Here is a 24,443-nt window from a genome sequence, read left to right on the forward strand (position 1 = left end):
AGAGTCCAACGAAGCTTCCCGCGATCCGTGGCGGACCGACCGGACCGAGTTCGACCGAACCGGCCGGGTCAGACACGATATCGTTGGCGCCTCCCGAGGTACCAGCGTGGCGGCGGGCCGGTCAGCCAGTCAGCACAGTCAGCAGAACAGCCGAATCATCCTGTGCGACAAGGCCTTGACGCGAGTTCGGGACGATCACGAGGTCGCCGGCGACTCCGATCCAGTCGAGGTCGGCGGTGGTGGTGAGGGTGACGCGGCCACGCAGGACCTGAAGCGACGCCTCGTGGGTGCTCTCATGGTCGGAGAGGGAGTTGCCGGCGGTCAGGGCGATGACCGTCTGCCGGAGGTGATGGGCCGAATTGCCGTGCAGGGTGTGCGCGGCGCGCCCGCTGTGCGCTTCGCGCGCGGTCGCGATCAGTTGATCGACCAGGTCGGGTAGTCGCGTCGTCTGCATGCGTCCAGCCTTCCACCAGACGCGCCGACGGATACGGGAATCGTCAACCTTCCTCGACCACCGCCGCCCGCTCGACCGTCAGCAGGCTCTCGGCGTGGTGTTCAGCGTGGTACGCGTCTCCGCCGCCGCGCACGCCGAAGAGGCGTTTGCTCCAGATCAACCACACGACGGCGGCGATGTTGACTGCCAGCAGCAGGATGCGGACGATGGTCACGCGTTCGGTGAGTTCGTAGATCTCGATCGGCAGGAACAGGCTGGTGACGACCACGGCGAAGTACTCACCCCACCGTCGCATGAACCACAGCCCGCCTGCCTCGATGAATTGAGTTGCGGCATAGGCGATGAGTGCGATGCCGATCCACACGATCGTCGTCGACGACAGGGTGAACGATCGCTCGATCCATTCGACGACTTTGGAATCGTCGATGTTCCAACCGATCTGGTCGGCGATGGGACGAAGCAGCGGCATCTCGGCCTCGAATTTCGACCGGATGGAATCCTGGCTGTGTCGTAGCGAGATGACCACGATGCCGGCGGCGAGGAGGAACAGTCCGCGGATGGCGCGCTCGGCGGCGAGCAGTCGCATGATGATGAGGTCACGGAGCAGTCGGCCGCGCGGTACCTCGGGCGCGTGGTCGGCGGGGCCGCTACGACGAGGATCGCCGGGGACAAACGCGCCGCATCGCAGGCAGCGCCATGAATCGCCGGCGGGGGTCTCGACGTGGAGCCGTGCGCTCAGCGCTGCCTCGTCGGGCGCGTAGGTCTCGTGTCCGCGTAGCCCGCAGGAGAACAGTTCCCAGTTCACGTCATGCAGCGTAGGTGCCTTCCGGGCTTCTCGGCACGGGGTCGTCGTCCAACTGACTGCACGGTCAACGGTGATTCGGGTGTGCCGGCCGTCGGCGCCGGTTAGCGTCGCGACCGTGACGCACAAGATGATGGCGGCAATATGGGGTCCGCGAGTGGATCTGGTAGCCGCGGTGCCCGACGCTGTCCGCAACGCGCATCGAGTTCAGGTCAACATCTCCGACGACGCGGTCGACGGCGCGATGCGGATCAGTGAACTCGACCCGCCGATCGACGCGGTGGTGAGTATCTGGACCGACGACCTCGATGCTGCGATCGCCGACCTCGCACCGATGGGCGACCGCGTCGCCGCCTGGGAGGTCACCGAACGTGCCCCGCTCGATCCGTTGTTGCCGGCCGACGGTTCGCGCATCGACGCGCTGAGCAACATCGCGTTCCTCCGGCGGCCCGACGAACTGACCCGCGACGAGTGGCTGCACATCTGGCTCGACGATCACACACAGGTCGCGATCGACACCCAGGCGACGTTCGGGTACTACCAGAATGTCGTCGACCGTCCGCTCACACCCGATGCGCCGACCGTCGACGCAATCGTCGAAGAACTGTTCCCGATGGCGGCGGTGTCCGACGTCCACGCGTTCTACGGCAGCGGGGGAGACCAAGCCGAACTCGAGCGTCGTATGACGGCGATGCTGGAGAGTGTCGTCCGGTTCGGCGCGGAGCGAAACCTCGACGTCGTGCCGACGTCGCGTTTCGACGTCGCACTCTGATCCGCAGAAGTTCGGTGACCAGCGCTCTGGCCTGCACATAAGCGTCCACCACCCCACCGCTCGCTGAGGTGCCCGAGGCGCCGGCCGAGGGATGCCTCGAAGGGCAGGCGAACAGGCCACGTCAGCGAGGCGCCGGGCCACTGAAAGTAGGGGAAGGTTCTTCCCCTACTTTCTGCCCCTGCTTGTTGAGTCGTCCGCGAGAAAATTCGCGGGGAGGACTCGAGGGATAGGGGACGAGTTTCTTCCCCTATTTTTCGTGGATCATCGTCGCCGCGCCACGCTCCGCGGCCCGGGTGCGCACCGCGACAACAGAAGTTGCAGTTTGACGCGCCAGGCGCGGCAAGATGCAACCTCTGCGGCAGCGATTTGGGTCTGGCCAGCAAATTCCCTACACTAGAGCGGTTGCCTGTGCACTTCAGGTGCTGGCACACAACTGAATAGTCTCCGGTGCCGGCGAAAAGCCAAGGGCATCGGCGGCGAGAACCTTCAGAAACAACTATCCACTTCGTGGAAGGCCCACCGCAGGTCAGGGATCATTTTCCCGCGACAGGCGCTGTATGGGAACCGCTACGAGAAAGGTTGACGGTCAACCATGACCATGACTGACCCGATCGCAGACTTCTTGACACGTCTGCGCAACGCCAACTCGGCGTACCACGACGAGGTGACACTCCCGTCGTCGAAGATCAAGGTGAACATCGCCGAGATCCTCAAGCGCGAGGGCTACATCACCGACTACCGCACCGAAGACGCGGAGGTCGGCAAGAGCCTCGTCGTTTCCCTCAAGTACGGCCCCAGCCGTGAGCGCTCCATCGCCGGACTGCGCCGCGTCTCCAAGCCGGGCCTGCGGGTGTATGCAAAGTCCACCAATCTGCCCAAGGTGCTCGGCGGCCTCGGCGTGGCGATCATCTCCACGTCCTCGGGTCTGCTCACCGATCGTCAGGCAGCCAACCAGGGCGTGGGCGGCGAAGTCCTCGCCTACGTCTGGTGAGGGAGGGGTAAAAGACAATGTCGCGTATCGGTAAGAACCCCATTCAGATCCCTTCCGGCGTCGACGTCACCGTCGACGGCCAGAACGTGAAGGTCAAGGGCCCCAAGGGTGAGCTCGCGCTCACCGTGTCCGAGCCCATCGCCGTCGCCACCGAGGACAACTCGATCGTGGTGACCCGGCCCGACGACGAGCGTCGCAGCCGCGCACTGCACGGCCTGTCCCGCTCGCTGATCAACAACCTGGTCGTGGGCGTCACGCAGGGCTACACCACGAAGATGGAGATCTTCGGCGTGGGCTACCGCGTGCAGGCCAAGGGTCGCGACCTCGAGTTCGCGCTCGGTTACAGCCATCCCGTGCCGATCGAGGCTCCCGAAGGCATCACCTTCGCCGTGGAGTCCCCGACCAAGTTCTCGGTCTCGGGTATCGACAAGCAGCAAGTCGGCCAGATCTCGGCGAACATCCGCCGCCTGCGTCGTCCGGACCCCTACAAGGGCAAGGGCATTCGCTACGAGGGTGAGCAGATCCGTCGCAAGGTCGGAAAGACGGGTAAGTAAGCCATGAGTGATACAGCAACCAAAAAGGTCCGTAAGCCGCTCGGCAAGGACGTGTCGACTCGTCGTCGTACGGCGACCGTCAACCGTCACTTCCGCCTGCGCAAGAAGGTCAGCGGCACCGCCGAGCGTCCGCGCCTGGCCGTGAAGCGCAGCAGCCGTCACATCCACGTCCAGCTCATCGACGACCTCGCCGGCAAGACGCTGGCCGCGGCCAGCTCGATCGAGGCCGACGTGCGTGCCGCGGGTGGCGACAAGTCCGCCCAGGCCGCCAAGGTCGGCGAGTTGATCGCCAGCCGTGCCAAGGCCGCCGGCGTCGACGCCGTCGTGTTCGACCGTGGTGGCAAGGACTACCACGGCCGGATCGCCGCGCTCGCCGACGCCGCCCGCGAGGGAGGCCTGCAGTTCTGATGACCAATTTCTACAGCTACACCAACATGACCGGAGGGAACCTCTGATGCCCGGACGTCAGCGTGACGGCGGAAACGGACCCGCCGGTAACGACAACAACAACCCGAACGCAGGCGGCAACGACCGTCGCGGTGGTCGCGGACGTCGCGACGACCGTGGTGGCCGCGACCGCGACCAGGACCGCAACCAGCTCGAGCGCGTTGTCACCATCAACCGCGTCTCGAAGGTGGTCAAGGGTGGTCGTCGCTTCTCCTTCACCGCTCTCGTGGTGGTCGGCGACGGTCAGGGCATGGTCGGCGTCGGCTACGGCAAGGCCAAGGAAGTTCCTGCGGCCATCCAGAAGGGCGTCGAAGAGGCTCGCAAGAACTTCTTCCGCGTGCCGCTCATCGGCGGCACCGTGACCCACCCGGTTCAGGGTGAGGCCGCGGCCGGTGTCGTGATGCTTCGCCCCGCCAGCCCCGGTACCGGTGTCATCGCCGGTGGCGCGGTTCGCGCGGTGCTCGAGTGCGCGGGCGTCCACGACGTCCTCGCCAAGAGCCTCGGCAGCGACAACGCGATCAACGTCGTCCACGCCACCGTTGCGGCGCTCAAGATGCTGCAGCGTCCCGAAGAGGTCGCGGCCCGCCGCGGTCTCCCGATCGAAGACGTCGCGCCCGCCGGTATGCTCCGCGCACGGGCCGGCCAGGGAGTCTGATAGCCATGGCTGAACTCAAGATCACCCAGGTCAAGGGCACCATCGGTACCAAGAAGAACCAGCGTGACAGCCTGCGGACGCTCGGCCTCAAGGGCATCCGCAAGTCGGTCACCCGCGAGGACACCCCGATCAACCGCGGCCTCATCAACGTGGTTCGTCACCTCGTGACAGTCGAAGAGGTTAAGTAACAATGACCATCAAGCTCCATCACCTTCGTCCCGCTGAGGGCGCGAAGACCGAGAAGACCCGCGTGGGTCGCGGTGAGGGCTCCAAGGGTAAGACCGCGGGTCGCGGCACCAAGGGCACCAAGGCACGCAAGAACGTGCCCGCCGCCTTCGAGGGTGGCCAGATGCCGATCCACATGCGGCTGCCGAAGCTCAAGGGCTTCACCAACCGCAACCGGGTCGAGTACCAGGTCGTCAACGTCGGCGACATCGCGCGCCTGTTCCCGCAGGGCGGCACCATCGGCGTCGACGAGCTCGTCGCGGCCGGTGCGGTGCGCAAGAACCAGCTGGTCAAGGTGCTCGGCGACGGTGACCTCACCGTCAAGGTCGACGTCACCGCCAACAAGTTCACGGCTGCGGCCAAGGAGAAGATCGCCGCTGCCGGTGGCAGCGTCACCGAGCTCTGACAACGTCTGACCGCCGGTCGGGTACAGCCCTCACGCTGTGCCCGACCCGGCGGTTTTCGACGCTACGGTAGAGTTCAACCGTTGTCTGGGCGCACCCATAGATCACTGTCGATTGCCGAGCACACGGGGGCCGGGTCACTCGATCCGGAAGGCACCTCGCGTGGTCGTTCCTAGGAGGAGTTAGTGCTTTCCCCCCTCTTCGCGGCCTTCCGGACGCCCGATCTGAGGAAGAAGATCTTCTTCGTCATCGGCATTGTCGTCCTTTACCGGCTCGGCGCGACGATCCCATCACCGGGTGTGAACTACCAGGCCGTGCGGACGTGTCTGGACGAGGTCTCTCGCGGTGACTCCAGCTCCGTCTACTCGCTGATCAACCTGTTCTCCGGCGGCGCATTGCTGCAGCTGTCGGTGTTCGCGATCGGCATCATGCCCTACATCACGGCGAGCATCATCGTGCAGCTGCTGACCGTGGTGATCCCGCGCTTCGAGCAGTTGCGCAAGGAAGGCCAGTCCGGCCAGGCCAAGATGACGCAGTACACGCGCTACCTGACGGTCGCGCTCGCGTTGCTGCAGTCGACCGGCATCGTCGCCCTCGCCGACCGCGGACAGCTGCTGCCCAGCACCTGTTCGACGAGCAGCGAGGTCATCTCCAACCAGAACATCTTCGGTCTGTCGATCATCGTGCTCGTGATGACCGCCGGCGCCTGCCTCGTCATGTGGTTCGGTGAGCTCATCACCGAGCGCGGCATCGGCAACGGCATGTCGCTGCTGATCTTCGCCGGTATCGCGGCTCGTATCCCTGCCGAAGGCCGCACCATCCTCAACAGCCGCGGCGGACTGGTGTTCGCACTGGTCTGTGTGGCGGCGCTGCTGATCGTCGCCGGCGTGGTGTTCGTCGAGCAGGGCCAGAGACGCATCCCGGTGCAATATGCCAAGCGGATGGTCGGGCGCAAGATGTACGGCGGGTCGTCGACCTATCTGCCACTGAAGGTCAACCAGGCCGGCGTCATCCCGGTCATCTTCGCGTCGTCGCTGTTGTATCTGCCGCAGCTGATCGTCGAACTCACCCGCGATCCCGAGAAGGTCTCCGGCTGGCAGACGTGGGTCACCGACCATCTCGCCAACCCGAGCGACTGGGTGTACATCGCCGTCTACTTCGCGATGATCATCTTCTTCACCTACTTCTATGTGGCGGTCACGTTCAACCCGGAGGAGCGGGCCGACGACATGAAGAAGTACGGCGGCTTCATCCCTGGCATCCGCCCGGGGCAGCCGACCGCCGACTACCTCGGCTATGTACTGAGTCGCATCACACTGCCGGGTTCGATCTACCTGGGTATCATCGCGGTACTGCCAAACCTGTTCCTCGAGATCGGTAACAGCGGTGGTGTACAGAACCTGCCATTTGGGGGCACGGCCGTCCTGATCATGGTCGGTGTGGGACTGGACACGATGAAGCAAGTCAACAGTCAATTGATGCAACGAAAGTACGAAGGATTCCTCAAGTGAGACTCGTGATTCTCGGCCCCCCCGGAGCAGGCAAAGGTACCCAGGCAGAACTGCTGAGCGAAGCACTCGGCATTCCGCACATCTCCACCGGTGACCTGTTCCGCGCGAACATTTCTCAGGGAACAGCGGTAGGTGTCGAAGCCAAGAAGTACCTCGACGCGGGCAATCTCGTTCCGTCCGAGATCACGGTCGACATGGTGCGCGCACGCGTCGGTGAGCCCGACGCCGCCAAGGGATTCATCCTCGACGGATTCCCCCGCTCGACCGAGCAGGCCGACGCGCTCAAGGACATCCTCGCGGCCCTCGACACCTCGCTCGACGCGGTGCTGTCCTTCGAGGTCGACACCGATGTCGTCGTGGACCGCATGCTTGCACGTGGTCGGGCCGACGACACCGAAGAGGTCATCCGTAACCGGATGGCGGTGTACACCAAGGAAACCGCACCGCTGCTCGCCTACTACGGCGACCAGGTGAAGAACATCGACGCGGTCGGCGACATCCAGGACGTGCATCAGCGCGTGCTGAGCGCTCTCGGCGCCGGAGTCTCCTGAGGCGGATATCGCGTTGTCTCGCATGGGCTTCCGCAAGCGTAAGCGGGTCCCCTTCCGGACCGCCGGAGAGCTCGACGCCATGGCGGCGGCGGGCGCGATCGTCGGTGCGGCGCTGGTCGCGACGCGATCGGCCGCCGCTGCGGGCGTGAGCACTCTCGAGCTCGACGAGGTGGCCGAGACGGTCATCCGCGAGGCGGGTGCGGTGCCGTCGTTCAAGGGCTATCACGGGTTCACCGGCTCCATCTGCAGCTCGGTGAACGAGGTCGTCGTGCATGGCATCCCCAGCGCGGATGTGGTTCTGGCGCAAGGTGATCTCGTGTCCATCGACTGTGGGGCGATCCTCGACGGCTGGCACGGTGACTCCGCGTGGACATTCGGCGTCGGCGACCTGAGTTCGGCCGATTCCGATCTGACCGACGCCACCCGGCTGTCCCTGGAAGCCGGCATCGAGGCCATGGTCGACGGCGCACGCCTGACCGACATCTCACACGCCATCGAGATGGGAACGGTTGCGGCGGAACGGAAGTTCGGTCGTCGCTTCGGCATCGTCGACGGCTACGGCGGACACGGCATCGGCCGCGAGATGCACATGGAGCCGTTCCTGGCCAACGAAGGTGAGCCCGGCCGCGGACCATGGCTGACGATCGGCTCGACGCTGGCCATCGAGCCGATGCTCACGCTCGGCACCACCGAGACCACCGAACTCGACGACGGCTGGACCGTCGTCACCGACGACGGGTCGCGCTCGGCCCATTGGGAGCACACCGTCGCGGTCACAGCCGACGGGCCCCGGATTCTCACCACCCGCCCCGCGTAGCGACGAACGCCGGGCGGGCGTCGCTGCAGATTGTTACGCTGACCTCCGATAATCCCGGGGCGTGGGGCGCGGGAGCCCCTTCGACGCGGCGGTGAGCGATGACCACTACTGAGGAACAGTCCACGTCGAGCGCCGGCCGGGTTCTCCCGATCATCGCGTCCGGTGCGCGACGAGTACCTTTCACGATCGTCCTGTTCCTGCTGGTGCTCGTCGCGGGCATCGCGACGGGCGCGCTGTGGGGACGCGCCCCCGAGAAGGGCTGGTACGCCGACGTCGCTTTCGGGCTGCCGGCGCTCGGTGACGGGCGGATCTGGACGGTGTTCACCGCCGGCATCTTCGAACCGAGCCCGGGGACCTACGTCGTTGCCCTCCTGCTGATCGCCGTCGGATTGGGTTGGGCCGAATGGCGTTTGGGCACCGGGCGAGCCGTTCTCGTCTCTGTCGGCGGTCTCGTCGGGGTGGAACTGATCAGCGCCGGGGTGTTCTGGATTCTGACGCGCGGATCTCTCTCGTGGGAGTGGGCGCGGGAGATGGGGCGGGCGCTGTCGGTGGATTCCATCACCATGGTGGTCTGTGCTGTCGCGGTCGCGTCGGCGACCTTGCGCTCGCCATGGCGGCTGCGTCTTCGGGCGCTGCTCGTGGCCGCGGTGTCGACGGTGTTCCTGTTCGAAGGGACGCTCGCGAGTTCGCAATACGTGTTGGCGACGGTCGTGATGCTGTGGATCGGCGAGCGTTGGTTCAGCGTCGGGGAGAAGGGATTCCTGCCCCGCACGCGTCGCGAGGTCCGACTCCTCGCCTGTATCGGCCTCGTGTTCATCGCCGTCGCATCGCTGGTGGTGTGGTTCTTCCCGACGAGCGGGCCGCTGGGCCCGACGGACGCGGCCGACGACGACTCGCTCGTCTCGATGCTCATCGGTGTGGTGATCAACGTGCTGATCGCCGACCAACTACGACGCGGAAAGCGCTGGGCGTGGTGGGTGGCCGTAGTCGTCGGTGGCATCAACGTGGCGGTGACCGTGGTGGTGCTGGTGCTGATCGTGTTCATCCGCGACGTCGGCGCACACGCGAGCGTCACCGTGGGTACCACTCTGCTGTGGGCGGGCGTGCTGGCGATCCTGATACCGGGCCGGTTCGCCTTCGGCGTCCCGTGGCGCGTCAAGCAGATCGGCGCCGCGCCCGGGGAGGAGCCCGTCGACCAGGTGAAGGACCTGTTGCGCGAACACGGCGGCGGCACGATGTCGTGGATGATCACCTGGCCCGGAAACGATTATCTGTTCTCGGCCAACGGAACTGCCGTGACCACCTATCAGAATCACGTCGGGACGCTCCTTGCCCTGGCGGACCCGGTGTGCGCCGACGACGAGATCGAGACCGCGGTGCGCGGGTTCGTCGACCTCGCCGAACACAGCGGTAAGATCCCCTGCTGGTTCTCCGTCGGTGCTCGGACCGCGGAGGTTGCGGCGGAAACGGGTTGGCGCAGTGTGCAAATCGCGGAGGACACCATGTCGACCTACCGGGTCTGGAGTTCACCGGAAAGAAGTGGCAGCACGTGCGGTCGGCGCTGAACAAGGCGCGTAAGCAGGACATCTCGTTCCGGTTGACGACGCTGCCCGACGAGTCGTTTGCGGTGAAGACGCAGGTGCGCGCGATCTCCGAGGAGTGGGTGGGCGACAAGGGCTTACCCGAGATGGGTTTCACGCTCGGCAGCGTCGAGGAGGCACTCGACCCCGAGGTTCGCGTCGCGCTTGCCGTCGATGGCGACGGCAGTATCCACGGCGTCTTGTCGTGGTTGCCGGTCTTCGGACCCGGTGGTGTGGTCCGCGGCTGGACCCTCGACATCATGCGTCGACGTACCGACGGATTCGGCCCGGTCATCGAATACCTCATAGCCTCGTCAGCGCTGGAGTTCAAAGAGCAAGGGGCCGAGTTCATCTCGCTGTCCGGAGCGCCGCTCGCGCACAGCGACGACGCGCCCGATGCCGAGCGGATGGACCGCGTGCTCGACACCCTCGGCGCCACGCTCGAACCGTATTACGGTTTCCGGTCGCTGCACGTGTTCAAGAAGAAATTCAACCCCCGCTATGAACCGGTATTTCTCGTATACCGAGACGAGGCAGACCTGCCCCGCATCGGCCTGGCCATCAGCCGTGCTTACTTGCCGGACGCTACGCCCGCCCAGATGCTGCGGCTGGCGCGGTCTCATCAGGACCAGTGACCGTACCGGCGGTCGAGATCCGTTCTGCGCCTGTGTAGATCACCATCGAATCGCCCCGGGAGAACCCGACGAGGGTGATACCGCGATCGTCGGCGAGGTCGACGGCCAGCGACGACGGCGCCGACACCGCACACAGCATCGGAACGCCGGCCATCGCGGCCTTCTGTACCAACTCGAAACTCGCCCGACCGGAGACCTGGAGCACGCTGCCGTGCAACGGGATTCGACCCTCCTGCAGTGCCCAGCCGACGACTTTGTCCACGGCGTTGTGCCGACCCACGTCCTCGCGCAGCACGAGCATCTCGCCGGTGGTCGCGTCGAACAGGCCCGCGGCGTGCAGACCGCCGGTCTTGTCAAAAACGTTCTGCCCGGCGCGGAGACGGTCGGGCAGGGACAAGAGAAGGTCGGCGTCGACGCGCAATGACGTGGGGCCCACATCGAAAGCCGAGTGGGTGGTGACGGACTCGATGCTGTCCTTACCGCAGACCCCGCAGGCACTGGTCACGGGAGTGGCCCGGATGCTCGACGAATCAGGGGCGGCAACGCCGGGGCCCAGCGTCACGTCGAGAACGTTGTAGGTGTTGGCGCCCGAACTGTCGGTGCCTGCGCAGTAGCGGGCCCCGACCACGTCGTCGATTCCGGTGACGATCCCCTCGGACACCAGGTATCCCAGCGCGAGTTCGACGTCGTCGCCGGGGGTACGCATGGTCACCACGAAACGCTCTCCGCCCAGACGGATCTCGAGTGGCTCCTCGACTGCGAGCGTGTCGGCGCGCGTCGAGGGTGCCATGCCGCGTCGGAGTCGCGTCACGCGTCGTCGGGAGGTGATGCGTCCCATGGGTCCGAGACTACTCGTGGAGACCTCAGAGCAGTCGTTGGTCGGTTGCGACTCCATTCAGGTGTCGAGGACGATCGTCACCGGACCGTCGTTGACCAGCGAGACCTCCATGTGGGCGCCGAAGCTGCCGGTGGCCACCGTGGCGCCCAGTCCGCGCAGCGCGTCGACGACCGCGTCGACCAGCGGTTCGGCGATCGGTCGTGGTGCGGCGGCATTCCACGACGGCCGACGGCCCTTCGTGGTGTTGGCGTACAGAGTGAACTGGCTGATCACCAGGATCGGCGCGCCGACGTCGGCGGCGGCGCGCTCCGAGCCGTTGTCGTCGGGGTCGAGGATGCGAAGGCGCCAGATCTTGTCGGCGAGCTTGGCTGCGTCGTCGGGAGTGTCGTCGTGGGTGACGCCGACCAACGCGACCAGGCCCTGACCGCCAGGCTCGATGTCGAGGCTGCCGAAGGTGCGGCCGTCGACGGTGACCGATGCCGATTTCACCCGTTGGAGGACCGCTCTCATGCCGAGAAGATTATCGGGACGCGACGAGTCGATAGGGTGGCGCAATGGCCAAGAAGTCTCGCCGCAAAAAGCAGACCTCGCGTGAAAGGGAAGCGCGTCGGCGTCACCTGCATTCGGTGCCTCCTCCGCCGGCACACGACGACTTCACCGACGAGCCGCTGTTTCAGCAGATCCGAGCGTCTCTGCGCACCGATGAACCGATCGACCTGCTGATGACCGTCGCGGCATTGATCGAGGCCACTGACCCGCGCAATGCGAATCCGCTGTTCCCGGATGAAGCGGCGCTCGCGCTGGACCCGCTGGTCGAATCGTTCATCGGACTGCCGTACGCCGAGACGACTGCCGCGCTGATGGTCATGAAATCGCTGATCCCCGACGACGCTCTCCGTACCCGGATCGCGAGCGAACTCGCGACGCGTCGCCACCCCATGCCGAACTGGTTGAACAGCCTTGCCGACGCCCGGGCGAGTTCCGGCGTCTCCCTCGCCACGCACGAACTCGGTGACGGGGACGACTACGTCATCACGGTCGACATCGGCCGTGATCCGGTCACATTCCTCGTGTTCGTCGACCACAATCTCGGGTCGGTGGTCAAGGATGCGTTTCCGAGCCCCGAGTCCCACGCAGAACTGCTCGCACGTATGCGAGAAACGATCGACGCGACCGACGGAGCGGCGATCAGCACCGTCGACCCGGCAGCCGCGCGCGCGACGCTGGAGGACGCGATCAAGTTCGGTGCCATGATCGTGCCGCGCCTCGAGACCGACACCTGGCCGATGTGCCGGCCGATCCTCGAGTGGGCTCTCCGGCTCCTCCCGGCGGGCGGAGTGTCATCCGGGTCCCGACCGTTGTCCGACGAAGAGCAGGCCGAGCTGTCCGACGCGTTCTTCGCGTCGTCCTACGGACGTGACCTCGACAACGCCGACGCCCGGTCCGCCCTCGAGAACCTGATGTGGCTCAACGATCCCGACCCCTTGCGGTGGAGCCCGGTGGTGGTGGAGCGGATGCTGGTCGACCTAATACCGGGCAAGGTCGTCGACACGCGCGAATCCCTTGCCCGGTACCCGGACCTGATGCGCGCGTTCATCGAGTACTGCCTCGACCAGCGTGGCGCCACGCCAATCTCCCGGTTCGAGACGACGGCTGCCGTGATGCGCTACGAAGCAGTTTCACCGGGCGATCAACAACAGCAACCGCAATAGTCGCGCCGAGGAGATCGCCGACATTGCCCGGTTGTCGTTCCTCGGGCCCGATGCCCAACCCAGGGCCGTCGCGCCCGCCGAACCGGAGGTACCCGACACGATCGGTCCCGCGATACTGCTCAGACTGCTCGATGACAGAGTCGGGGGTCGAGTGGCACTCTTCGAACTCGATGACACGCCACTACCCGACGAAGACTTTGTGCGCGAAGGCATTCCGGACGACATCGTTGCAGTGGTCGAGGAGGTCCTCGACAAGTGCGACGCGTGCGCCGACGCATTCTTCGATGTCGAACATCGCACGGCGATGCGTCGCATGCTCTCGCGTGCCGCGCGCAACGATCCGACGATCTTCCGGCGCAAGGCGGCGCCGGAACGACTCGCGGCAGCCATCGGCTGGGCGATCGGCCGCGCCAACGACTCCCTCAACGGTCAGTTCGCCACGACCACCGTCACCGACTTCCTCGCCTGGTTCGGGGTCAAGGGCAGCGTGGCGAAACGCGCGGAACCCATCCTCGCGGCCAACGGGGCGCCCACACATCAGCGCTACGGGATGATGATGCTGGGCGCGCCCGATTTGCTGACGTCGGAGATGCGGCAATCCCTGATGCGTTCGCGAGACATGGTCCTGCAAGCGGAATAGGCCGCGGATGCGCTCGGTTGCCCACAGCATGACGACATCGGACAGGGCAGCACACATCGAACGCTTCGGTACGCACGGCACATGGGGTTGGTTCGGCCGGTTCTCCCCGGAGGAGTCGCAGCAGATCGAAGACCTCGGTTACGGCACCATATGGCTCGGTGGTTCGCCGAAGCACCTCCGACCGATCCGCAAAGTCCTTGCCGCCACCCAGAACATCACCGTCGCCACCGGCATCGTGAACATCTGGAACACCGACGCCGCAGCGATCGCCGACGAGTTCGCCGACCTCGAGAACGATTTCGGCGGCCGCTTCTACCTCGGCATCGGTGCCGGTCACCCCGAGGCCACCGCCGAATACGAGAAGCCCTACGACGCGGTGAGTCGCTATCTCGACACGCTCGACGCGAAGGGCGTGCCGGTCGAACGTCGTGTGTTGGCCGCATTGGGACCGCGCATGCTGCGCCTGGCCGCCGACCGCGCACTCGGTGCGCACCCGTACCTGACGCCGCCGTCGCACACCAAGATTGCGCGCGAGACGCTCGGCGCAGATTCGCTGCTCGCACCGGAACACAAGGTGGTTCTGGGCATCGATCCCGAGGCGGCTCGGGCGGTCGGCCGTCCGCCGGTTGATCAGCCCTACCTGCATCTGCGCAACTACACGTCGAACCTGAAGCGACTGGGCTGGACCGACGCAGACATCGAGAACGGCGGCAGCGATGCTCTGATCGATGCGCTCGTCGCCCACGGCACCGCGGCGCAGGTGCGAGCACAGGTGGACGAGCATCTCGCGGCGGGTGCGAACCACGTCGCCGTTCAGGTGCTCGGGTCGGAGACGCCGGTTGAGGAGTTGGCGGCGATCATCGGGGCTCAGGTCAGCGCGTAGGTGACGGTCACGGTGAAGGTGAGCCGCTGCTGCCCGGGCTCCAGCGGCACCGGAGCCGCGGCGACATCGCGCTGGTAGGTCGGCGCGGGTTGCTGGCCACCGCTGGTGGTCTCGTTGATCGTGATGACGTCCCCGAGGGAGTCGTCGGCCAGTGATGCGTACTGCTCCGCGCGACTGCGAGCGTCCTTGAACGCCGTCTCGCGGGCCTGCTTCATCAGCGCCGAATCGTCGTCGATCGCGAACGTCACGTTGCTGATCCGCGTCTCGTTGCCGCCGGCATTCACCGCCGCGCTCAGCACCCCCGACGCCTTCGGGATGTCCCGGATGATCACCCGAATCGTGTTGGTCGCCTGATATCCGGTGATCTGGCTGGTGCCACCGGGCGCGGGTGACGAGTACTGAGGGGTGAGCGTCACCTGCTGTGTCTGCACATCCTTGCGTGCGACGCCCGCCGCCACCACGGCGTCGGTCACCGCAGCCACCTTGGTGCTCGCCTGGTTGAGCGCCGCGGACACATCGCTGCCGGTGGCCTCGATGCCGATGTCGGCGCGGACGGTGTCGGGGGTTCCGGTCACGGTGCCGGTACCCACGACGGTGACGGTTCGTTGTGGCGATGAGCTGTCGTCGCCGCAACCGGCGACCAGCGCCACGATGGCCGCGAGCACGCCCGCGGCGACGGCTGCCCGGCGCCTCATTCGTACGGCTCCTTCATGAGCATGGCGAATCCCCATCCGACGAGCGAGATGACGATGGCGCCGAAGATGGCCGACCAGAAGAAGTCGTCGACCTCGATTCCCCAATGCGTGGTGTTACGCGTGATCCACGCCGTGATCTCCAGCATGAATGCGTTGATCACGACGTGGATGAGGCCGAGGGTCAGGATGTAGAAGGGGATCGCGATGATCTGCACGATCGGCTTGATGACCGCGTTGACCAGCCCGAAGATGACTGCGACCACCAGGACGATGCCCAGCTTCTCCCAGTTGTTGGAACCGCCCACGAAGTCGATGCCCGGAACGATGAGCGACGCGATCCACAACGCGAAACCGGTGAAGACCGTACGAACAAGAAACGCTGCCATGTCGCACAGTTTGCCAGGACATGCGACTCCCGAGTCGGGTGGTCAGGGCCGAGGCGGTCCGGGATTCCACTGGGGGTGACCGGTCGGCGGTCCGGCGGGGCCGCGATATCCGGGCTGGTGCGGACGCGGGGGCGCGTTGCCCGGCATCGGGCCGGTCGGTGGTCGGACGTGCACGGGTGCGCTCGGGTAGACCTGGCCCGGTGCGCCAACCGGTTGACGCGGGAGCGGTGTCGGACCGCTGGCCGGTGGCGGCTTGACCATCGATGGACCGGACACGGGTGCATTCATGCCGGGGTGGGCGGTCGGGTGGCCGACGCCTCGTGCGTTGAGTGCCTGATTGATCGCGGGATCGCCGAGGGTGCCGAGGTAGCGCAAGAGGTCCGGCTCGGCCGCGGGATTGGAAGCCACGTACGGCCGCAGCGGCGGTGCGTTGTTCACCATGTGCGCCAATGTCTGCGGCGGCGTCGTCGGATCCATCGCGGCTCGGACGTCGGCGGGACTTGGGGGAGTGCTGCGGCTTCCGGGGGTACCCGAGTTCAGGGAGTTCAGAAAGCCTGCGATCTGCTCCCGACGAGCCCACGCGAACCGCACGATGACCCCGATGACGGCGGCGATGACGATGAGGATGAGAGGCGCGGAGACCTTGAAACCCTTGCCGCCGCCCTTTCGCGCCAGAACATCGCCGACGTCGGTGCCGCTGGGATCGACCGCGGCCAGGACCTCCAGGATCATGGCGCCAACGTAGCAACCGTGGTGAGGCCGAAAATAGAGTCCGACCAGAGGAAATGTCCGTTCAGAGAGCTCCGCGGGGCAAGTGCTCTCGACTCCGAGTCCCGGTCGACCCGAGATCTCGTCGAATCAGCGACCCACGCGCCGCCTGCGGCGGCGATCGTGGAGGCGGGAAGAGGGCCGTGGAGCGCGGCGCGGCGACGATGATCCACGAAAAATAGGGGAAGAAACTCGTCCCCTATCCCTGGAGTCCTCCCCGCGAATTTTCTCGCGGACGACTCAACAAGCAGGGGCAGAAAGTAGGGGAAGAACCTTCCCCTACTTTCAGTGGTCCGGCGCCTCGCTGACGTGGCCCGTTCGCCTGCCCTTCGAGGCATCCCTCGGCTGGCGCCTCGGGCACCTCACGGAGCGGCGGGGTGGTGGACGCTTATGCGCAGGTCAGAGCGCGAATCACCGAACTCTTCGAATCAGCGACCCACGCGCCGACGGCGACGGCGATCGTGGCGGCAGGGTGGAGGTCGGGGCCGGTGGCCAGGATCGGGCCCCTGACGGTGGTCGTCCGGGTATGTCCCGGAAGCGGACGCTGATGGACCCGATCTCAGTCATCGATTGTCGGTAGTCGCGTTCCACCGAACGCGATGCCAGGCACTCGCGCCCAAAAACAGGGGAAGAAACTTCTTCCCCTGGCCTTGGTGTCTTCCCCCAGAAATTTCTCGCGGACGACTACGAACCCCGGGGAAGAAGTTCTTCCCCTAGATTTTGCGGGCCCGGCACTATCGCATTTGCCCAGGTCAGCGCGGTGCTCACCGTACTCGTCGGATCAGCTCCCGTCGATCTGGTCGCGCCGCGCGGTGACCAGCGCGCGAACTGCGTCGTCGGGGAGTGGATGGTCGGCGGTGAAGCGGACGGTGCCCTTCGCGTGGTCGAAGCCGTCGAGCGCCGGTGCCGCCGCGGCCACGGCGTCCTGGCTGAATGGGTACACACCGAAGTGCTTCTTCGCGCGTATCACCGACAGCAGCGGTTTGCCGCGATAGATGAGCGCGGGCATCCCATACCCCTTGCCCTGCTCGGCCTCGGGGACGAGTTCGCGGGCGATGGCGTAGAGACGGTCGATCGCGGCGGCGTCGTCGTCGGTGAGATCGGACAGGTAGTCGTCGATGGTGGCCATTGGTTCAGAACACCACGACGACCAACGCAATGAGGAGCGACACCAGGATCGCGATGGCGGCCGCACCTACACCGATGAGTACGAACTGCCATCTCGCATCCGGTTCGCGTGCGGACGGCCCCAGCCCTCGCGTCGCCAGAGCCCGGTCGACCTCCGGATCGCCGAGCGAGCCGAGATAGTGGAGCAACGCAGGGTCGGTAGCCGGATTCGCGGCGACAAATGGCCTGAGCGCGGGGGCGTAGGTGACCATCTGGGCGAGTGTTTGCGGAAGTGTCCGCGGGTCCGAGGCCACCTGCACATCGATCGGGTGTGCCGGCGGCATCGCACCTGACGGGATGTATGGCTGGTTGGTTTTCAGTGCTGCGAAGCCACGGCGGCTTCGGCCTGCTCTGCTCACGATGCGTAAGACGCCGACGAGGACAAACGCGGCCACACCAAGATATGGCAGCACCGGGGCGACCACGTCGTTGATCATGGCGCAACACTAGGCCAGTCGACGCAGCGGACGCTTGCCCGTCGCATTCGATGAAATGATCCCGATCCGACGGCAGCACGAACGTGCGCATTTGGCCTGTTCTCGCAGTTCGCGTAACATGGATCGTCGGTGCGCTTCCCGTGCCGGATACCTTCGTGTGTTCACGTGGGTTCCGGTGTGGACCAGCGCCGATGGTGCGGTCAGCAACCGTGCCAACACCCTAACGGATAAACACGGTTTCAACCCGGCCAAGAGGTAACTCAGGCCAGGATCGCGGAGGACATGGCGAAGAAAGACGGGGCCATCGAGGTCGAGGGTCGAGTGATCGAACCCCTGCCCAATGCAATGTTTCGCATTGAGCTGGAGAACGGACACAAGGTTCTCGCCCACATCAGTGGCAAGATGCGGCAGCACTACATCCGCATCCTGCCCGAGGACCGGGTCGTCGTGGAACTCTCGCCCTACGACCTGGGTCGTGGGCGCATCGTTTATCGGTACAAGTAAGACTTCCTTTCCCGAACACGGGTGAGGGCAGCACGGGCCCGGCTTTTGTCGTGCCCGGACATTCAAGGAGAAGCGGACGTGAAGGTTCAGCCGAGCGTCAAGCCGATCTGCGAGAAGTGCAAGGTGATCCGCCGTAACGGTCGGGTCATGGTGATCTGCGAGAACCTGCGTCACAAGCAGCGTCAGGGCTGATCACTCGCAACCCTCCGGGTCGCTTGAGAACACATAACTGAATACGAGAAACCAGAGCTGAACAAAGACTTGTGAAGCCCTCCTGGCACCAGCACCGACAAACGGGTCGGCGCCCACCTCCGGTTCAGAGGCCGGAGCTTTCCGCAGAGTGAGAGACGGACCAGGAGCAGACCTCTGAGAAGAACAGGAAACGCCACATGGCACGTGTTGCTGGTGTGGATCTCCCCCGCGAAAAGCGGCTGGAGATCGCACTGACCTACATCTATGGAGTTGGTCGTACCACCTCCAAGGAGATCCTCGAGGGGACCGGGCTCAGCCCCGATCTGCGCGCCAAGGATCTCACCGACGCAGACGTCGCAAAGCTGCGTGAGTACATCGAAGCCTCGGTGAAGGTCGAGGGTGACCTGCGCCGCGAGGTTCAGGCCGACATTCGACGCAAGATCGAGATCGGCTGCTACCAGGGCCTGCGCCACCGTCGTGGTCTGCCGGTCCGCGGACAGCGCACAAAGACCAATGCCCGCACTCGTAAGGGCCCGAAGAAGACCATCGCCGGGAAGAAGAAGTAATGCCTCCTAAGTCACGTAGCGCAGGCCCCAAGAAGGGCGCACGCCGTCGCGATAAAAAGAACGTCCCGCACGGCAACGCACACATCAAGTCGACGTTCAACAACACCATCGTGTCGATCAGCGACCCCAACGGAAACGTCATCAGCTGGGCGTCGTCGGGTCACGTCGGTTTCAAGGGCTCGCGCAAGAGCACCCCGTTCGCGGCTCAGCTCGCGGCCGAGAACGCTGCGCGCAAGGCCCAGGAGCACGGCGTCAAGAAGGTCGACGTGTTCGTCAAGGGACCGGGTTCGGGTCGTGAGACCGCCATCCGCTCCCTGCAGGCTGCCGGCCTCGAGGTCGGCACCATTTCCGATGTCACCCCGCAGCCGCACAACGGTTGCCGTCCGCCCAAGCGGCGTCGGGTCTAGCGGGAAAGGAAGAAGATAAACAATGGCTCGTTATACCGGCCCCGCAACAAAGAAGTCCCGTCGTCTTCGCGTCGACCTCATCGGAGGCGACCAGGCGTTCGAGCGTCGTCCCTACCCGCCCGGCCAGCACGGCCGTTCGCGGATCAAGGAGAGCGAATACCTGCAGCAGCTGCAGGAGAAGCAGAAGGCCCGCTTCACCTACGGAGTGATGGAAAAGCAGTTCCGTCGCTACTACGAAGAGGCCAATCGTCGTAACGGCAAGACCGGCGACGAGCTGCTGAAGATCCTCGAGACCCGTCTCGACAACGTAGTGTACCGCGCCGGCCTGGCCCGGACCCGTCGTCAGGCCCGCCAGATGGTCACCCACGGCCACTTCACCGTCAACGGTGTTCGTGTCGACGTGCCCAGCTACCGCGTGAGCCAGTACGACATCATCGACGTTCGTCCGAAGTCGCTGCAGACCGTCCCGTTCCAGATCGCCAAGGAAATCCAGGGCGATCGTGTGGTTCCGGGCTGGCTGCAGGTGGTTCCGTCGACGCTGCGCATCCTCGTGCACCAGGTGCCCGAGCGCGCTCAGATCGACGTGCCGCTCACCGAACAGCTCATCGTCGAGTTCTACTCCAAGTAGTTCTTCGAATCAGTAATCGCCGAGCAGCATCAGCTGTTTCGGTCCACCTTCTAGGCCGTCAAATAGCGGTCGGCCACAAGGAGAGAACACGAAATGCTCATCTCACAGCGACCCACTCTGACCGAGGAGATCATCGCCGAGGACCGGTCCAAGTTCGTCATCGAACCGCTCGAACCCGGCTTCGGTTACACCCTCGGCAACTCGCTGCGTCGTACCCTGCTCAGCTCGATCCCGGGTGCTGCCATCACCAGCATCCGCATCGACGGTGTGCTCCACGAGTTCACCACCGTCCCCGGGGTCAAGGAAGACGTCACCGACATCATCCTGAACCTCAAGGGCCTCGTGGTGAGCTCCGAAGAGGACGAGCCGGTCACCATGTACGTGCGTAAGCAGGGTCCGGGCACCGTCACCGGCGCCGACATCGTGCCCCCGGCCGGTGTCACCGTGCACAACCCCGATCTGCACATCGCCACCCTGAACGACAAGGGCAAGCTCGAGATCGAGCTCGTCGTCGAGCGGGGCCGCGGCTATGTGCCGGCCGTGCAGAACAAGGCGTCGGGTGCCGAGATCGGCCGGATTCCGGTCGACTCGATCTACTCGCCGGTGCTCAAGGTGACCTACAAGGTCGAGGCCACCCGCGTGGAGCAGCGCACCGACTTCGATCGGCTCGTGCTCGACGTGGAGACCAAGAACTCGATCAGCGCACGTGATGCGCTGGCGTCCGCGGGCAAGACCCTCGTCGAACTCTTCGGGCTCGCCCGGGAGCTCAACGTGGAGGCCGAGGGCATCGAGATCGGACCGTCGCCTGCCGAGGCCGACCACATCGCGTCGTTCAGCCTCCCGATCGAGGATCTCGAGCTGACCGTTCGTTCCTACAACTGCCTCAAGCGCGAGGGTGTTCACACCGTCGGCGAGCTGGTTGCCCGGACCGAGTCGGACCTGCTCGACATCCGTAACTTCGGCCAGAAGTCGATCGACGAGGTCAAGGTCAAGCTGCACGCGCTCGGACTGTCGCTCAAGGACAGCCCGGCCAGCTTCGACCCGTCGCAGGTCGCCGGTTACGACCCCGCCACCGGCACGTGGTCGGACGACGCGTCGTTTGACGCCGACTCCGGTGAGGATTTTGCAGAGACCGAGCAGCTGTAAGGCTCTCCCAAACCCTGACTTCCGGTCGAGAGACCGAGAGTTTCTTCTAGGAGAAGAGAAATGCCCAAGCCCACCAAGGGTGCCCGTCTCGGCGGGTCGGCCAGCCACCAGAAGGCGATGCTGGCGAATCTCGCCACCTCGCTCTTCGAGCATGGTCGTATCACCACCACCGAGGCCAAGGCCAAGCGCCTGCGCCCGTACGCAGAGAAGCTGATCACCCACGCCAAGGCCGGCAAGCTGGCCAACCGTCGTGAGGTGCTCAAGGTGATCCGCGACAAGGACGTCGTGCACACGCTGTTCGACGAGATCGGCCCGCACTTCGCCGATCGCAACGGCGGATACACCCGCATCATCAAGACACTGAACCGCAAGGGCGACAACGCCCCCATGGCCGTGATCGAGCTGGTGCGTGAGTCCACCGCGTCGAGCGAGGCAAGCCGCGCCACTCGCGTCGCTGCTTCGAAGAAGGCCGCCGCCGGGAGCGAAGCGAGCGGGGCGAATGTCACCGCTGAGGAGAAGCTCGACGCGACCGAAGAGGCCGTTGCCGAGTCTGACGAGGCGCCGGAGAACGTCGTGGAGGCCGTTGAGGCCGACGCCGACGACGCCGCTGTCGAGAACGCCGAAGCTGTTGCCGAGGCCGTCGACGACGAGTCGAGTGCTGCCACCGCTCCCGAGGCCGAGGCCGAGGGTGTCGACGTGGACGGCGACAAGAAGTAGTCCGTAGGGCTACTCTGCATTCATGACAGAACCCGCTGTCACCGATGTCGGTGGCAGCGGGTTCTGTCGTCCCGAGCGGAGCGAGATGATCCGTTTACGCCTCGACGTCGGTTACGACGGAACGGATTTCGCCGGCTGGGCGCGGCAGACCGATCAGCGGACGGTGTGCGCGATGCTCGAGGACACGTTGTCGACGGTGCTGCGCGTCCCGGTGCGTCTCACGGTCGCCGGTCGCACCGACGCGGGTGTCCACGCGACCGGACAGGTCTGCCACACCGACATTCCCGTCTCCGCGTTGCAGACCCGAAGCATCGCCGGCGACCCGTCACTGCTCGTCGGACGGCTCGCCAAGATGCTGCCAAACGACGTCCGCGTCAAGGAGATCGCCACCGTCAGTGCCGATTTCGACGCCCGATTCTCCGCGTTGCGTCGGCACTACGAGTACCGGCTGACCGACGCACGATGGGGTGCCGAGCCGGTCGTCTCGCGTATCACCGCGGCCTGGCGTCGGCCGCTCGACGTCGACGCGATGAACGCCGCGTCGGCATCATTGTTGGGGCTCAACGACTTTGCCGCGTTCTGTCGTCGCCGGGAAGGTGCGACGACGATCCGCGACCTCCAGCGATTCTCGTGGACACGGCAGGCCGACGGGGTGCTCGTCGGCCAGGTGAGCGCCGACGCGTTCTGCTGGTCGATGGTGCGGTCGCTCGTGGGTGCGGTCGCCAGTGTCGGGGATGGTCGGCGTGACGTCGACTGGTGCCGCGGACTGCTCGCGGAAACCGAACGCAGCAGCAAGGTTCCGGTCGCCGAGGCGCGGGGTCTGTGCCTCGTGGGCGTCGATTACCCGGATGATTCCGAACTCGCCGCCCGCAATGCGATCACCCGAGATGTGCGTACCGACACCGGCGCCGGCGGCTGCTGCGGCGCGTGACCTCTATGCGGCGCTGTGGCCACCGCATCTGAAATCTGCCCCAGATTTCCGCCCGAGACAAAGCCGCCGTCGACACTATGGCAACGTCGGCACACCCCCGCGCGGAAATCAGGGGCGGTTTTCGGATCTGGGCACACCATGGCCCGCCTGCTCGCCGTCGGGCCGTTGCCTCACGCGTCGAATCAGGTGGCGTTGCGTTCGTCCTCGATGGCCTCGAGTACTTCTTCGACCGTCTCGTCGTCCCCGACGAACTCGTCGAGCCGCTGCCCCTCGGTCATGAGGTGCCGCCAGTTGAGCGGGTCGAACACCACGGGTTCGTTGCGCTGCATGAAGTCGATGACGATGCGGCAGAAGCGTTCCGGGTCGTCGTGGAACGGGAAATGTCCTGAACCGACGAAGGTTTCGAAGTCCGAGTGGGGAATCGCGGCGTGCGCGAGTTCGCCGTGGTGGTAGGGGATCACCGAATCCTCGTCGCCCCAGACGATCAGCACCGGCAGCCGTTCGGTGAGATAGCAGCGGTCCAGCATGGTGACCGACTGCCCACGCCAGTCGACGACCGCGCGCAACGTTCGCAGGAACGCCGCATACGACTTGGGATCGGCCAGGTCGCCGAGCACCCGCATCATGTCCTCGTGGTCGATGAGGAGGTGTTTGGGGGAAGCCGCATTCGGGACGAACGACGGCAGCGGCGCCTCGACCACCCCCTTGGCCGCCAGCTTGAGCCCGGGGATCACGCCGGGTACCCGCAGCACCGACAGCAGCTGATGTACCACCGGCAGTGAGATGAAGCGCAGTGCGGGATTGACCTCGCGTGTGACCCCTCCGGCGGCGACGAGCACCAGCCGCTCGACGAACCGCGGGAACTGGTAGCAGAACTGCATGGCAACGCCGCCGCCGAGCGAATGCCCGACCACGGTGACCTTCGAGTGGCCCAGCACGACGAGGAGGTCGCGCATACCGTTCGCGAAGGCGGGGACCGAGTAGTCGGCGCGCGGCTTGTCGGACTTCCCGTGGCCGAGCAGATCCGGCGCGATCACCGTGTAGTGCTGGGCGAGGATGGGGATTACCTCGTTCCAGGTCGACGAGTTGTCCCCGATCCCGTGGATCAGCAGCAGCGCCGGTCCGCTGCCCGCAATGCGGTAGGCGCGGCGGTATCCGTGGATGGTGTGGTACTCGATGCGCACGTCCGTGTCACTGACGGGACGCAACACCGGACCCGAGGGCTTGGTCGGCACGGTTGATCTCCTCGGTCTTCACGACGTCGTGAACAGGGCTGTACGGGCGCGCACCGCGTCGCCCTTACCCCCGAGTAAACCCCACCATGGGACGATTCGCCCAACATGTTGCATCGAGTTAACGCGACACCGAGTTCGACGCTGCCGTGTACTCGAGATGAATTTCTCGCTGTCGACCGCGTCGGCCCAGGTG

The 24,443-nt window shown here is 65.4% G+C and carries 31 protein-coding genes and 1 pseudogene; 22 read left to right on the top strand and 10 right to left on the bottom strand.

Translation table 11 applies throughout. The features are described from left to right. Positions 1-121: 121 nt before the first annotated feature. Entirely contained in the window at positions 122-454 is a 333-nt protein-coding gene (locus tag ACWDTF_RS21355; protein WP_240860227.1) for a cupin domain-containing protein, read from the bottom strand. Positions 455-497: 43 nt separating this feature from the next. Then, positions 498-1,259, bottom strand: a complete 762-nt coding sequence (locus ACWDTF_RS21360; protein ID WP_240860226.1) for a DUF2127 domain-containing protein — start codon at positions 1,257-1,259, stop codon at positions 498-500. Positions 1,260-1,386: 127 nt separating this feature from the next. Between ACWDTF_RS21360 and ACWDTF_RS21365 the strand changes: the two genes are divergently transcribed. The 11 genes and pseudogenes from ACWDTF_RS21365 (at position 1,387) to ACWDTF_RS21415 (ending at position 10,398) form a co-directional block, all read left to right on the top strand. Further along, complete coding sequence (locus tag ACWDTF_RS21365; protein WP_449755054.1) at positions 1,387-2,028, top strand: hypothetical protein; 642 nt, start codon at positions 1,387-1,389, stop codon at positions 2,026-2,028. Positions 2,029-2,620: 592 nt separating this feature from the next. Further along, a complete protein-coding gene (gene rpsH, locus ACWDTF_RS21370; RefSeq protein WP_010842213.1) occupies positions 2,621-3,019 on the top strand; it encodes a 30S ribosomal protein S8 in 399 nt (132 codons plus the stop codon). Between the two features lie 17 nt (positions 3,020-3,036). Then, positions 3,037-3,573, top strand: a complete 537-nt coding sequence (rplF, locus tag ACWDTF_RS21375) for a 50S ribosomal protein L6 (RefSeq protein ID WP_240860223.1) — start codon at positions 3,037-3,039, stop codon at positions 3,571-3,573. A 3-nt stretch (positions 3,574-3,576) separates the two neighbouring features. Then, positions 3,577-3,981, top strand: coding sequence for a 50S ribosomal protein L18 (gene rplR / locus ACWDTF_RS21380; protein WP_240860221.1), 405 nt, complete (start codon positions 3,577-3,579; stop codon positions 3,979-3,981). A 46-nt stretch (positions 3,982-4,027) separates the two neighbouring features. Next, the gene (gene rpsE, locus ACWDTF_RS21385; protein ID WP_240860218.1) at positions 4,028-4,675 is read left to right on the top strand and encodes a 30S ribosomal protein S5; all 648 of its coding nucleotides are present in this window, start codon (positions 4,028-4,030) and stop codon (positions 4,673-4,675) included. A 5-nt stretch (positions 4,676-4,680) separates the two neighbouring features. Then, a complete protein-coding gene (gene rpmD / locus ACWDTF_RS21390; protein ID WP_012835380.1) occupies positions 4,681-4,863 on the top strand; it encodes a 50S ribosomal protein L30 in 183 nt (60 codons plus the stop codon). A gap of 2 nt (positions 4,864-4,865) precedes the next feature. Then, positions 4,866-5,306, top strand: a complete 441-nt coding sequence (gene rplO, locus ACWDTF_RS21395; RefSeq protein ID WP_240860216.1) for a 50S ribosomal protein L15 — start codon at positions 4,866-4,868, stop codon at positions 5,304-5,306. Between the two features lie 183 nt (positions 5,307-5,489). Beyond that, positions 5,490-6,815 (top strand): preprotein translocase subunit SecY, encoded by a 1,326-nt coding sequence (secY, locus tag ACWDTF_RS21400; protein WP_240860214.1) that lies wholly within the window; start codon positions 5,490-5,492, stop codon positions 6,813-6,815. Continuing rightward, on the top strand, positions 6,812-7,366 hold the full coding sequence (locus ACWDTF_RS21405; protein WP_240860212.1) for an adenylate kinase: 555 nt from the start codon (positions 6,812-6,814) through the stop codon (positions 7,364-7,366). Before secY ends, ACWDTF_RS21405 begins: the two co-directional genes overlap by 4 nt. 22 nt (positions 7,367-7,388) lie before the next feature. After that, a complete protein-coding gene (map, locus tag ACWDTF_RS21410) occupies positions 7,389-8,183 on the top strand; it encodes a type I methionyl aminopeptidase (protein ID WP_355277766.1) in 795 nt (264 codons plus the stop codon). Positions 8,184-8,281: 98 nt separating this feature from the next. Beyond that, positions 8,282-10,398 (top strand): annotated as a pseudogene (locus ACWDTF_RS21415) (bifunctional lysylphosphatidylglycerol flippase/synthetase MprF). On the opposite strand, the gene fdhD reads toward ACWDTF_RS21415, so the two are convergent. Both fdhD and dtd read right to left on the bottom strand, forming a co-directional pair. Beyond that, positions 10,349-11,236, bottom strand: coding sequence for a formate dehydrogenase accessory sulfurtransferase FdhD (gene fdhD, locus ACWDTF_RS21420; protein WP_449755036.1), 888 nt, complete (start codon positions 11,234-11,236; stop codon positions 10,349-10,351). The pseudogene ACWDTF_RS21415 and the gene fdhD sit on opposite strands and share 50 nt — an antisense overlap. A gap of 57 nt (positions 11,237-11,293) precedes the next feature. Further along, complete coding sequence (gene dtd / locus ACWDTF_RS21425; protein WP_240860207.1) at positions 11,294-11,746, bottom strand: D-aminoacyl-tRNA deacylase; 453 nt, start codon at positions 11,744-11,746, stop codon at positions 11,294-11,296. A 44-nt stretch (positions 11,747-11,790) separates the two neighbouring features. On the opposite strand from dtd, the gene ACWDTF_RS21430 reads away from it, so the two are divergent. The 3 genes from ACWDTF_RS21430 to ACWDTF_RS21440 all read left to right on the top strand — a co-directional run bounded on the left by ACWDTF_RS21430 (position 11,791) and on the right by ACWDTF_RS21440 (position 14,471). Further along, entirely contained in the window at positions 11,791-12,948 is a 1,158-nt protein-coding gene (locus tag ACWDTF_RS21430) for a hypothetical protein (RefSeq protein WP_449755037.1), read from the top strand. A 151-nt stretch (positions 12,949-13,099) separates the two neighbouring features. Then, a complete protein-coding gene (locus ACWDTF_RS21435) occupies positions 13,100-13,588 on the top strand; it encodes a DUF6398 domain-containing protein (protein WP_449755038.1) in 489 nt (162 codons plus the stop codon). A 28-nt stretch (positions 13,589-13,616) separates the two neighbouring features. Next, complete coding sequence (locus ACWDTF_RS21440) at positions 13,617-14,471, top strand: LLM class F420-dependent oxidoreductase (protein WP_449755039.1); 855 nt, start codon at positions 13,617-13,619, stop codon at positions 14,469-14,471. Here the strand turns inward: ACWDTF_RS21440 and ACWDTF_RS21445 are convergent. The 5 genes from ACWDTF_RS21445 to ACWDTF_RS21465 form a co-directional block, all read right to left on the bottom strand. Then, positions 14,456-15,166: an SIMPL domain-containing protein gene (locus ACWDTF_RS21445; protein ID WP_355277752.1), complete on the bottom strand. Its 711-nt coding sequence runs from the start codon at positions 15,164-15,166 to the stop codon at positions 14,456-14,458. The genes ACWDTF_RS21440 and ACWDTF_RS21445 overlap by 16 nt on opposite strands. Next, complete coding sequence (locus ACWDTF_RS21450) at positions 15,163-15,552, bottom strand: phage holin family protein (protein ID WP_355277749.1); 390 nt, start codon at positions 15,550-15,552, stop codon at positions 15,163-15,165. The genes ACWDTF_RS21445 and ACWDTF_RS21450 overlap by 4 nt, the downstream gene beginning before the upstream one ends. A gap of 42 nt (positions 15,553-15,594) precedes the next feature. Beyond that, positions 15,595-16,284, bottom strand: a complete 690-nt coding sequence (locus ACWDTF_RS21455) for a variant leucine-rich repeat-containing protein (RefSeq protein ID WP_449755040.1) — start codon at positions 16,282-16,284, stop codon at positions 15,595-15,597. A gap of 817 nt (positions 16,285-17,101) precedes the next feature. Beyond that, entirely contained in the window at positions 17,102-17,449 is a 348-nt protein-coding gene (locus ACWDTF_RS21460) for an iron chaperone (RefSeq protein WP_449755041.1), read from the bottom strand. A gap of 4 nt (positions 17,450-17,453) precedes the next feature. Beyond that, positions 17,454-17,924 (bottom strand): variant leucine-rich repeat-containing protein, encoded by a 471-nt coding sequence (locus tag ACWDTF_RS21465; RefSeq protein WP_449755042.1) that lies wholly within the window; start codon positions 17,922-17,924, stop codon positions 17,454-17,456. 282 nt (positions 17,925-18,206) lie between these two features. On the opposite strand from ACWDTF_RS21465, the gene infA reads away from it, so the two are divergent. From infA to truA, 8 genes are all read left to right on the top strand, one after another. Then, positions 18,207-18,428: a translation initiation factor IF-1 gene (gene infA / locus ACWDTF_RS21470; RefSeq protein ID WP_005170487.1), complete on the top strand. Its 222-nt coding sequence runs from the start codon at positions 18,207-18,209 to the stop codon at positions 18,426-18,428. A 78-nt stretch (positions 18,429-18,506) separates the two neighbouring features. Beyond that, a complete protein-coding gene (gene rpmJ / locus ACWDTF_RS21475) occupies positions 18,507-18,620 on the top strand; it encodes a 50S ribosomal protein L36 (protein ID WP_005207978.1) in 114 nt (37 codons plus the stop codon). 197 nt (positions 18,621-18,817) lie between these two features. Then, positions 18,818-19,186, top strand: coding sequence for a 30S ribosomal protein S13 (gene rpsM, locus ACWDTF_RS21480; RefSeq protein ID WP_006338093.1), 369 nt, complete (start codon positions 18,818-18,820; stop codon positions 19,184-19,186). Further along, positions 19,186-19,593, top strand: coding sequence for a 30S ribosomal protein S11 (gene rpsK, locus ACWDTF_RS21485; protein ID WP_124710627.1), 408 nt, complete (start codon positions 19,186-19,188; stop codon positions 19,591-19,593). The genes rpsM and rpsK overlap by 1 nt, the downstream gene beginning before the upstream one ends. A 22-nt stretch (positions 19,594-19,615) precedes the next feature. Next, a complete protein-coding gene (gene rpsD / locus ACWDTF_RS21490) occupies positions 19,616-20,221 on the top strand; it encodes a 30S ribosomal protein S4 (protein ID WP_240860201.1) in 606 nt (201 codons plus the stop codon). A gap of 93 nt (positions 20,222-20,314) precedes the next feature. Further along, positions 20,315-21,367: a DNA-directed RNA polymerase subunit alpha gene (locus tag ACWDTF_RS21495; protein WP_240860199.1), complete on the top strand. Its 1,053-nt coding sequence runs from the start codon at positions 20,315-20,317 to the stop codon at positions 21,365-21,367. 60 nt (positions 21,368-21,427) lie between these two features. Beyond that, complete coding sequence (gene rplQ, locus ACWDTF_RS21500; RefSeq protein WP_355278708.1) at positions 21,428-22,084, top strand: 50S ribosomal protein L17; 657 nt, start codon at positions 21,428-21,430, stop codon at positions 22,082-22,084. A 22-nt stretch (positions 22,085-22,106) separates the two neighbouring features. Further along, positions 22,107-23,015: a tRNA pseudouridine(38-40) synthase TruA gene (gene truA / locus ACWDTF_RS21505; protein WP_374247444.1), complete on the top strand. Its 909-nt coding sequence runs from the start codon at positions 22,107-22,109 to the stop codon at positions 23,013-23,015. 182 nt (positions 23,016-23,197) lie between these two features. Here truA and ACWDTF_RS21510 read toward each other — a convergent pair whose 3' ends face one another. Beyond that, positions 23,198-24,250 (bottom strand): alpha/beta fold hydrolase, encoded by a 1,053-nt coding sequence (locus ACWDTF_RS21510; protein WP_240860195.1) that lies wholly within the window; start codon positions 24,248-24,250, stop codon positions 23,198-23,200. Between the last annotated feature and the right edge of the window lie 193 nt (positions 24,251-24,443).

This window comes from Gordonia sp. NPDC003422, from assembly GCF_053588675.1.